The sequence below is a fragment of the Brenneria corticis genome (genome assembly GCF_003115855.1).
Taxonomy (GTDB): domain Bacteria; phylum Pseudomonadota; class Gammaproteobacteria; order Enterobacterales; family Enterobacteriaceae; genus Brenneria; species Brenneria corticis.
Window position 1 is genome coordinate 171,249 of the sequence record NZ_KZ819072.1, and the last position, 9,008, is coordinate 180,256.

Sequence of the window (9,008 nt, forward strand, 5' to 3'; positions counted from 1 at the left end):
CAAATTAGCCGCGGCGGCAGGCCGTTTTGTGAACGCCTTCAGAGGAATGCGCCCGCACGCGGCGCAGAGGGGCGACGCTTTGCCCGGCGCAGGTAATAAGCCGACCCCGCAACCTGAAATATAAACCGGCGATTTACGGATGTGCTCTCGTTAATTTTGCTTACAAATAAGCATGTTGTCTCCCTGATAAGGGATAAGGGTGATAACCTGTAAACGATAAGGCATAACGGATTGTAAGTTAGAGGAAAGTAAGTATGGCGGGTTCAACGCGCAGCATTATGGTTTCAAACGGACTTCAGACGATACTCAATATCGGGCTGCTGATATTGGCGACCATTCTTGTGATCTTTCTGGGGAAGGAAACCTACCACCTGGCGCAGGTGCTGCTGGTAACCAATGAGAAAGAGTCGTCCTATCAGCTGATTGAAAGCATCGTTATCTACTTTCTCTATTTCGAGTTTATCGCGCTGATCGTCAAGTATTTCCAGTCGGGCTACCATTTTCCGCTGCGCTATTTTGTCTATATCGGCATTACGGCGATTATCCGGCTGATTATCGTCGATCATAAAAATCCCTTCGATACGCTGATTTACGCCGCCTCCATCCTGCTGTTGGTGATTACGCTCTATCTGGCGAACAGTAATCGCCTGAGGCGCGAATAATTCTCGACTGACCCCACCTCAGCCCTTCGCAAGGGAGGGAGTTTGGCACCTCCCCCTGACAAGGGGGAGGCCGGGAGGGGGTAGCGGCAGGCGTCGCTGGAGCGGTGATTCACCCCAGCAGCGCGCACTGCGGCGGCAGACGACAGCGGATGGCCGCCGGGATCACTTCGATATGGAAACGATTAGCCTTTAGCGGCTCGCCGTCCAGATTAAACGTCATCTCATCGGGGGCGGTAATTTCCAGCCAGGGCAGGGTGGCGGAAATCAGATTCTGGTTTTCGCCGTCGGTAAACCAGGCCTGCAGCATATTGGGCAACAGCTCCTGCGCCGACAGGATGCGCAGTTCCAGCAGGCCGTCATTGATTAATCCATCCGGGCAGAGCAACTGACCGCCGCCGGCCTGGCGCCCGTTTCCCACAGCAATGACCAGCGTGTCTCCCGACCAGTTGAAATCCGGCCCGCGGATTTCGCAGCGTTCGGCATGCAGCATATCCATGCGCAGCAGCGCGTGCAGAATATAGGACGCGCCGCCGAGCGCCGACTTCATTCTCGCCGGGGTTTCGGTGGTAATGCGGGTGGCGAATCCGCCGGTCGCCATATTGATGAAATAGTGCTCGTCATTCACTTTCGCCAGGTCAATGGCGCAGGCCCGGCCTTTGACGGCCAGCGTCAGGGCGTTATGCAGGTCGAGAGGGATCTGGCAACTGGTGGCGAAATCGTTGGCGGTTCCCAGCGGGATAATCCCCAGGCAGGGACGTACCGTTGCGGGCTGAACCGCCAGCGCGCCGGCAACTTCATTGATGGTGCCGTCGCCTCCGGCGGCGATGACGTTCTCCACGTTGAGCCGGGCGGCTTCCTCTACATAGCGCCGCGCGTCGCCGAACTCCCAGGTTACTCTGACGTGCAGCCGGTATCCGTCCTGGCGCAATAGCTCAATTGCCTGACGAAGTTCCTCATTATCCGCGCTTTTTCCATTCAAAATGAGCAGCGTGGCTGGGGGCTGAACCATGGTGTTCTCCATATTCGGTATTGCTGATGATATGCCGGATGCCTAATGCCTTCTAATCATAGTAACTAAATACCCGGGCCGGTATCGGAAGATTCGTTGAATAGGGCTGGAAGCGGGAGTGAACGGAAAGCCGAAAAAGAAAAAGCCAGCTCAAGGGAGATTGAGCTGGCCAAGGAGGTGGTTCCTAGTAGTATCACTACGCTTATTTTTCGTTCTATATTTTCTCAGCGTCGCCATAGTAACCAGAAGCCCGGCTCATTGATGTGATCTGATTCTAATATTTATCAAAAGCCACATCATTTGTGGAACATTCCGCTATTTTTTATTGGGGTTTCGTGTTGTGGTGCCCGGCAAATTGCGCAGCAGCAGCGCGTATTGCAGATCGATTTCCTCAGGCACCGGCAGATAGACGATGTGTCCGTTGCCCGGCGCGACGTCGGTCGCCTGCCCTTTGGCGTTCTGCATCGCTTCAATGGTGAATTGAACATTTCCGCCCGGGGTCATCATTTCCACGCTGTCGCCGCAGGAGAATTTGTTTTTCACCGCCACTTCCGCCAGCCCGTTACGGCGCTCGCCGGTGAATTCGCCGACGAACTGCTGGCGGTCGGATACCGAATAGCCGTAGTCGTAATTCTGGTGATCCTCATGCACGTGGCGGCGCAGGAAACCTTCGGTGTAGCCGCGGTGGGCCAGCCCTTCCAGCGTTTGCAGCAGGGTGGGATCAAAGGGTTTGCCGGCGACGGCGTCATCGATGGCGCGGCGATATACCTGCGCGGTGCGCGCGCAGTAGTAAAACGACTTGGTGCGGCCTTCAATCTTCAGCGAATGCACCTGCATCTGCGTCAGGCGCTCCACGTGCTGAATGGCGCGCAGGTCGCGCGAGTTCATGATATAGGTGCCGTGTTCGTCCTCAAAGGCGCTCATATATTCGCCGGGGCGCTGGCTTTCCTCCAGCATAAAGACTCTATCGGTGGGTTCGCCGATGCCCAGCGTCGGCTCGACGTTTTTTACCGCGATGGGTTCATGCTGATGAACGATATTGCCGACCTCATCCTCTTTCCCTTCCTGCACCTTGTATTCCCAGCGGCAGGCGTTGGTGCAGGTTCCCTGATTAGGGTCGCGTTTGTTGATATAGCCGGAAAGCAGGCAGCGGCCGGAATAGGCCATGCACAGCGCGCCGTGGACAAAAATCTCCAGCTCCATCTCCGGCACCTGGCTGCGGATCTCGGCGATCTCCTCCAGCGACAGCTCGCGGGAGAGGATCACCCGGCTCAGCCCCATTTGCTGCCAGAATTTCACCGTCGCCCAGTTTACAGCGTTAGCCTGCACGGAGAGGTGGATCGGCATTTGCGGGAAGTTTTCCCGCACCAGCATAATCAGCCCCGGATCGGACATAATCAGCGCATCCGGCCCCATCTCGACCACCGGTTGCAGGTCGCGCAGGAAGGTTTTCAGCTTGGCGTTATGCGGCGCGATATTCACCACCACATAGAATTTTTTACCCAGCTCATGGGCTTCATTGATGGCCTGCGCCAGCGTCTGGTGGTTGAATTCGTTATTGCGCACCCGCAGGCTATAGCGGGGTTGACCGGCATAAATGGCGTCTGCGCCATAGGCAAAGGCGTAACGCATATTTTTCAGCGTACCGGCCGGAGAAAGGAGTTCCGGTTTAAACATTGCTTGCTGTCTCTCGATTCTGATTACAAGTCAGGCTGCACCCGATGGGAGCAGTAAAGGCGGGGATTCTAGCGCTTATAAAGGGAAAAAGCAGCAGACGGCCTACAAAAAGTAGGCCTATTGAGCGCGTTAACAAAGTAGCCGTTGGTAATAGCGAATCCAAATCCGTCATCCCTGCGTACAAAAACATCGGGAATCTGAGAGAGCCCCTCAAAATCTATCCTCCTGATAAATTTCCTCAATAATAACAGTGATTTCCGCTATCAGCGCCAGCAAGGTCTCGCGCTCTGTTTCCGGCATCCCTTCCTTCCTCAACATTTTGAATTTGGCGATTTATTAGATCGTGGAATGTTATGAATGTCCCTGCCCGTCACCCTCTGGGCCGTTGCTGTTCTTGTTCTATCAGGGAGAACGCAGCCCGTATCCGTACAGCCTGCGTTGGCTGGATGCATTTGATGACCCCGAATTAGCGGCGCAAATTTACGGCAATGCCTTTACGTTGATTGACCTCACCGTTATTCCCGATGAGGAGATTAAAACCCACCGGCGGGCGGCGTTGCTGGAACTGGCGCGAGACATCGGGTTATTATTTGAGCGCTGGCAGGTGCCGCTGAGGCAGAAGAAGGCGTTGTTGTATTACATCGCGCAAACCGGCAATACATCCAGACCAGCCGATTTTATCGAAATGGTGGCGGAGCCATTGTCAACGGATCGGGAGGAGATAATGACGATTGCACAGCAACTAAAACAAATTGGATTTGAAGAGGGTATGCAGGCCGGAGTAATACAGGGAAGGGAACAAGGCATAGAGCAAGGCATAGAGCAAGGCATGAAAACCAGCGCGCGGCAGATTGCGCGTCAGTTACTGCTGACCGGCATGGCGCGCGAGCAGGTCCAGCAAATTACCCGGCTACCGCCGCGGGGATGACCGGTGGTGGTATTCGGGGATGACTATGCAGGAGTGGGATTGTCAACAATCGCCTATTGACTCCTCAGCGGACGACGGCAACCACGGATTCGCCCAGCGCCGCGCGGTTATGCGGACGCTGTACGACGAGCGGGCCCAGCGGCACGATACCGGTCGGGTTCAGCCACAGAATGCCGTAATAACCGGCTTTGATATGGTCGATATTGACGGTCTCTTTAACGCCCGGCCACTGGTATAGCTCGCGCAGGTAGTTCGACAGATGGGGGTAATCTTCGATACGGCGCAGATTGCACTTGAACGCGCCATGATAGGCCACGTCAAAACGGATTAAGGTCACGAACAGGCGCCAGTCGGCTTCCGTCAGCGTATTGCCGGCGATATAGCGGTGCGTCGCCAGATGCGCCTCAACCTTATCCAGAGTGGCGAACAGCGTGGTGACCGCCTGGTTATAGCTCTCCTGCGTTTTGGCGAAGCCGGTTTTGTATACGCCGTTGTTGATGCCGTGGTAAATGGTTTCATTCCAGCGGTCTATCTCGCCGCGCAGCGCCGGCGGGTAGAAATCCAGCCGGTTGTCCGTCAGCGCATTAAAGCCGTCGTTCAGGATACGGATGATGTCCGCCGACTCATTGTTGACGATGCGTCCTTCCAGACGATCCCACAGTACCGGCACCGATACTTTTCCGCTGTAGCGTTGATCCGTGGCGGTATACAGCTGATGGAGAAAACGGATAGGGCCGACGCGCTCGCCCGCATCCTGCGGCGTGCTGAACTCCCAGCCGTTCTCCGCGATGCGCGGCTGCGCAACGGACAACTGAACGATCTCTTCCAGCCCTTTCAGCTTGCGGAAGATTAACGTACGCGAGGCCCAGGGGCAGAGATAAGAGACGAACAGCTGGTAGCGGCCTTTTTCCGCGACGACCCTGGTCTGGCGGAATGTTGTCTCCTCACGGTGAAACGCCCCGTTCTTGATCTCTTCCGCCGCCACATCGCCGTTAACCCATTTCCCATCCACTAAACCTGACATCTCGCCTCGCTTAAAATCTGATAACTATTGTCGAGCGGTAAGCCTATCAGCCTGAGATAAAGAAAAAATGATAAATTTTTAACTAAGTCGGACAGATTTTTTGACCGGGAGCGTTGATATCTTCCACTGCAATGACCTTCAGGCGGGGGGGACTTTTTCCAGCGGCCGCTTCCGCCTGCGAATGACTATACCAGTTCGCAGGGTTCGGCTTCCCAGCGATAGCCCATGCCGTAAACGGTGCGGATAAACGAGGTTTGCTCGTCCAACTGTTCCAGCTTGCGGCGCAGGTTTTTGATATGGCTGTCGATGGTGCGGTCGGTCACCACCCGGTAATCATCGTAAAGTTTATCCAGCAGCGCCTCGCGGGAAAACACCTTGCCCGGTTCGGTGGCCAGGGTTTTGAGCAGCCGCAGTTCCGCCGGCGTCAGGTCGAGGCTTTGCCCCAGATAGCTGGCCTGAAAACTGCTTTTATCAATCAGCAGCGCGGCCTTATCCTCCGGTTTTTGCGCCTCCGCCTGCCAGCCGCAGCGGCGCAGCAGGGTTCTTACCCTTACCACCACTTCCCGCGGGCTGAACGGTTTACAGATATAATCATCCGCGCCGATCTCCAGCCCCAGCAGGCGGTCGACCTCCTCGCTGCGCGCGGTGACCATGATGATGGGAACGTTGGAGAACCGGCGGATGGCGCGGCACAGCGTCAGGCCGTCGGTGCCCGGCAGCATCAGGTCCAGCAGGATCAGCGCCGGCGGGTTTTGCCTGACCCAGTCGAGCACCTCATCGCCGTTGCTGATCCAGCGCGTCTGGTAATCCGCCGCCTGGAGATAGTCAACCAGCAGTTGCCCCAGTTTGGGCTCATCTTCAACGATCAGGACCGGCACGGCGGATTCAGTGGTCATCATTACTCTATTCTGGCGGATGCAAGGGAAGTTCAACGCTAATCAGCAGTCCCCCCAACGGGGAATGTTCAGCATACAGTCGTCCGTCGTGCGCCTCAACGATATTGTGACAGATGGCCAGCCCCAGGCCGGAACCGCCGCTGGCGCGATTGCGCGAACCTTCCCCACGGTAAAAACGGTCGAATATCAGCGTCAGCTGCTCGTCGGTTACCCCTGGGGCGCTGTCCTGCCAGGTGACGACCAGCCGTTGATGACGCACCGCCGCCGCGATGTGCAAGGTTCCCGGTTCGTCGGTATAGCGCAGGCTGTTTTCCAGCAGGTTGTTAAACAACTGGCTTAAACGGTGCGCGTCGCCGAACACCTCGGCCCGCGGCGGAAAGTCCGTGGTCAGCGTAATGCGCTTTTTGCGGTAGCGTTCGTTAAAGGCGGCAATGGCGATATGCAGCAGCTGCACCGCATCCACGGCGTCCTTGCGATAGGCCAGCGTTCCCCGATCGGATAACGAGAGCTGGTGCAGGTCGTCCACCAGTTTGGTCAGGGTGGCCACCTCCCCCTGGAGCGATTGCAGCGACGCGGCGTCGGGGCGGCGCACGCCGTCCTGCAAGGCTTCCAGCTCGCCGCGCAGCACCGCCAGCGGGGTGCGCAGCTCGTGGGAGACGTCCGCCATAAAGGCGCGGCGGGACTGCTCGTTTTTCTCCAGCGCGCCGGCAAGCTGGTTAAAATCCTGCGCCAGCCGCCCCAGCTCGTCGTGGGCGCTGGCGGTGACGCGGGCGCTGAAATCGCCCGCCGCCAGACGATGAATGCCGTTGACCAGCCGCTTGACCGGCGCCAGCAGGCCGCGGGAGGTCAGCCAGGTGGCGATGATCGCCAGCAGGGTCGATAGCGCGACGATCAGCCAACTGGTGCGCTGTTGCTGCCGGTCGAAATTGATATCGGCGTTGCGGGTCAGGCGTTCGGAGGAGGAGGCGACCACCCAGCCGACGGTCTGATTCTGCGCCCTAATGGGCTGCCAGGTGCTCTCTTCGGTAATGGGCGTCGGAGAGCCGTACAGCCTGTTTTTTTCCGCATCCAGCACCCACAGGCGAACGCGCCAGCCCTGCATGGCATGGTCGTCGTCGCTGTTCTGGTCCATCGTGTGCAGCATTTTGAACACCAGGCGCCCGTTGTTACGCAAAAAAGACCAGTCGCCGTGCTGCTGATATTGCTCCGCCAGCGCGTCGCGCAGCTGCGCCACCCGCTGTTCGTTGCCGCGTTTGACGTAGTCGATAAATCCGCGTTCGAAGCTGAGGCGTACGCCCCAGTGCATGGTAATCAGCACCAGCAGGCAGGTGGCGAAAATCGCCAGGAATAATTTAGCGGTGATCCCGAATTTCATGGCAACCTCACGAGCGACGGGGAAGCGTCAACTGTTTGTCGGTGTCGGGTGGAACGCGATTAAAAATCAGGGCGGGCAGCGCAATGATGACCGCCATGCTGAGATACGCGTACAGGAATACGCCGTGGGTTTCCGCCGGCCCCATATTCAGGTGCCGGTGTGAAAACATGCCGAGCAGTATCCCGGCGATACTCACCCCCAGGCTCATGGAGAGCTGCATCGACATCGACAGCAGGCTATTGCCGCCGCTGGCCAGCGGGTCGGGCAGATCTTTCAGCGTCAGGGTATTCATGGCGGAAAAGCGGATCGAATTCACCGTGCCGAGGAAAAACAGCACCACCGGCAGCAGCCAGATCCAGTTCATCATCGCCACCAGGGCGAACAGCAGGGTAACCAGCGCCAGCAGCAGCGTGGAGGCGATCAGCACCCGGCGGTAGCCAAAGCGGTTAACGATCTGCACCACCACCCGCTTTATCCCCATGCTGCCCAATACCATGGGGATCATCATCATCCCGGCGTGGAAGGGCGAGAACCCCATGCCCAATTGCAGAAACATCGGGGTCATAAACGGCAGCATCCCGCTGCCGATGCGCGCCAGAAATCCGCCGGTCAGCGCGACGGTAAAGGTCTGGGTGTCGAACAGGCGCAGATTGAACAGCGCCCGCGGATTATGGCGGGCGTGCAGCCAGTAACTGAGCAGGGAGATCAGCCCGGTGGCGATCAGAGCGAGGATAACGATGGGCGGAATGCCGAGATTATGGTGCCCGTCCAGCGCCAGCGTCAGGGTCGCCATACACAAGGCCAGCCACAAAAAACCGGTAATATCAAAGCGCTGGGTTTGCATGGTGTAGTTTGGCATCAGCAGCCAGGTCGCCAGCGCGCCGGCAAGGCCCACCGGCAGATTGATCAGGAAAATCCAGTGCCAGCTGGCGTATTCCACCAGAAAACCGCCCAGCGCGGGGCCGATTAACGGGCCAATCTGGCCGGGCAGGGTGACGAACGTCATGGCGGCCATATATTGATCGCGCGGGACGATTTTCATCACCGTCAGCCGCCCGACCGGCACCATCATGGCGCCGCCGATCCCCTGAATCACCCTGGAGATCAGCAGCTCGTTCAGGGTTTCCGCCTGCGCGCACAGCAGCGACCCCAGGGTAAACAGCAGGATGGCGGAGAAGAAGATGTTTTTAACCCCGATACGATCCGCCAGCCAGCCGCTGGCGGGCAGCATGATGGCGACGGTCAGTACGTAGGAAACAATCACCGAGTGCATGCGCAGCGGGTTTTCATTCAGGCTGGCGGCCATGGCCGGCAGCGCGGTATTCACAATGGTGGTATCCAGCGTTTGCATAAAAAAGCCAAAGGCCACAATCCACAGTTGCCAGCGAACGGAAGCGGGCCGAGTCACCATGTTTCAGGAGTCTCCTGATGAAAATA

The 9,008-nt window shown here is 57.6% G+C and carries 7 protein-coding genes and 1 pseudogene; 2 read left to right on the forward strand and 6 right to left on the reverse strand.

From position 1 onward, the window contains the following. The first annotated feature begins 254 nt into the window (after positions 1-254). Entirely contained in the window at positions 255-662 is a 408-nt protein-coding gene (gene psiE, locus DDT56_RS02720; protein WP_136164975.1) for a phosphate-starvation-inducible protein PsiE, read from the forward strand. A 109-nt stretch (positions 663-771) separates the two neighbouring features. On the opposite strand, the gene yegS is transcribed toward psiE, so the two are convergent. Both yegS and trhP read right to left on the reverse strand, forming a co-directional pair. After that, positions 772-1,671: a lipid kinase YegS gene (gene yegS / locus DDT56_RS02725; RefSeq protein ID WP_136164976.1), complete on the reverse strand. Its 900-nt coding sequence runs from the start codon at positions 1,669-1,671 to the stop codon at positions 772-774. Between the two features lie 315 nt (positions 1,672-1,986). Next, positions 1,987-3,348: a prephenate-dependent tRNA uridine(34) hydroxylase TrhP gene (gene trhP / locus DDT56_RS02730; RefSeq protein WP_136164977.1), complete on the reverse strand. Its 1,362-nt coding sequence runs from the start codon at positions 3,346-3,348 to the stop codon at positions 1,987-1,989. 394 nt (positions 3,349-3,742) lie between these two features. Between trhP and DDT56_RS02735 the strand changes: the two are divergent. Continuing rightward, a pseudogene (locus tag DDT56_RS02735) lies at positions 3,743-4,276 on the forward strand (Rpn family recombination-promoting nuclease/putative transposase); the annotation flags it as partial. A 64-nt stretch (positions 4,277-4,340) separates the two neighbouring features. Here DDT56_RS02735 and DDT56_RS02740 read toward each other — a convergent pair. From DDT56_RS02740 to mdtD, 4 genes are all read right to left on the reverse strand, one after another. Then, entirely contained in the window at positions 4,341-5,300 is a 960-nt protein-coding gene (locus tag DDT56_RS02740; RefSeq protein WP_136164978.1) for a glutathione S-transferase family protein, read from the reverse strand. 185 nt (positions 5,301-5,485) lie between these two features. Next, positions 5,486-6,196, reverse strand: a complete 711-nt coding sequence (gene baeR, locus DDT56_RS02745) for an envelope stress response regulator BaeR (protein ID WP_136165122.1) — start codon at positions 6,194-6,196, stop codon at positions 5,486-5,488. A 7-nt stretch (positions 6,197-6,203) separates the two neighbouring features. Further along, the gene (gene baeS, locus DDT56_RS02750) at positions 6,204-7,571 is read right to left on the reverse strand and encodes an envelope stress sensor histidine kinase BaeS (RefSeq protein ID WP_136164979.1); all 1,368 of its coding nucleotides are present in this window, start codon (positions 7,569-7,571) and stop codon (positions 6,204-6,206) included. A gap of 7 nt (positions 7,572-7,578) precedes the next feature. Beyond that, entirely contained in the window at positions 7,579-8,982 is a 1,404-nt protein-coding gene (gene mdtD, locus DDT56_RS02755) for an MFS transporter (RefSeq protein ID WP_210416961.1), read from the reverse strand. Positions 8,983-9,008: the final 26 nt, after the last annotated feature.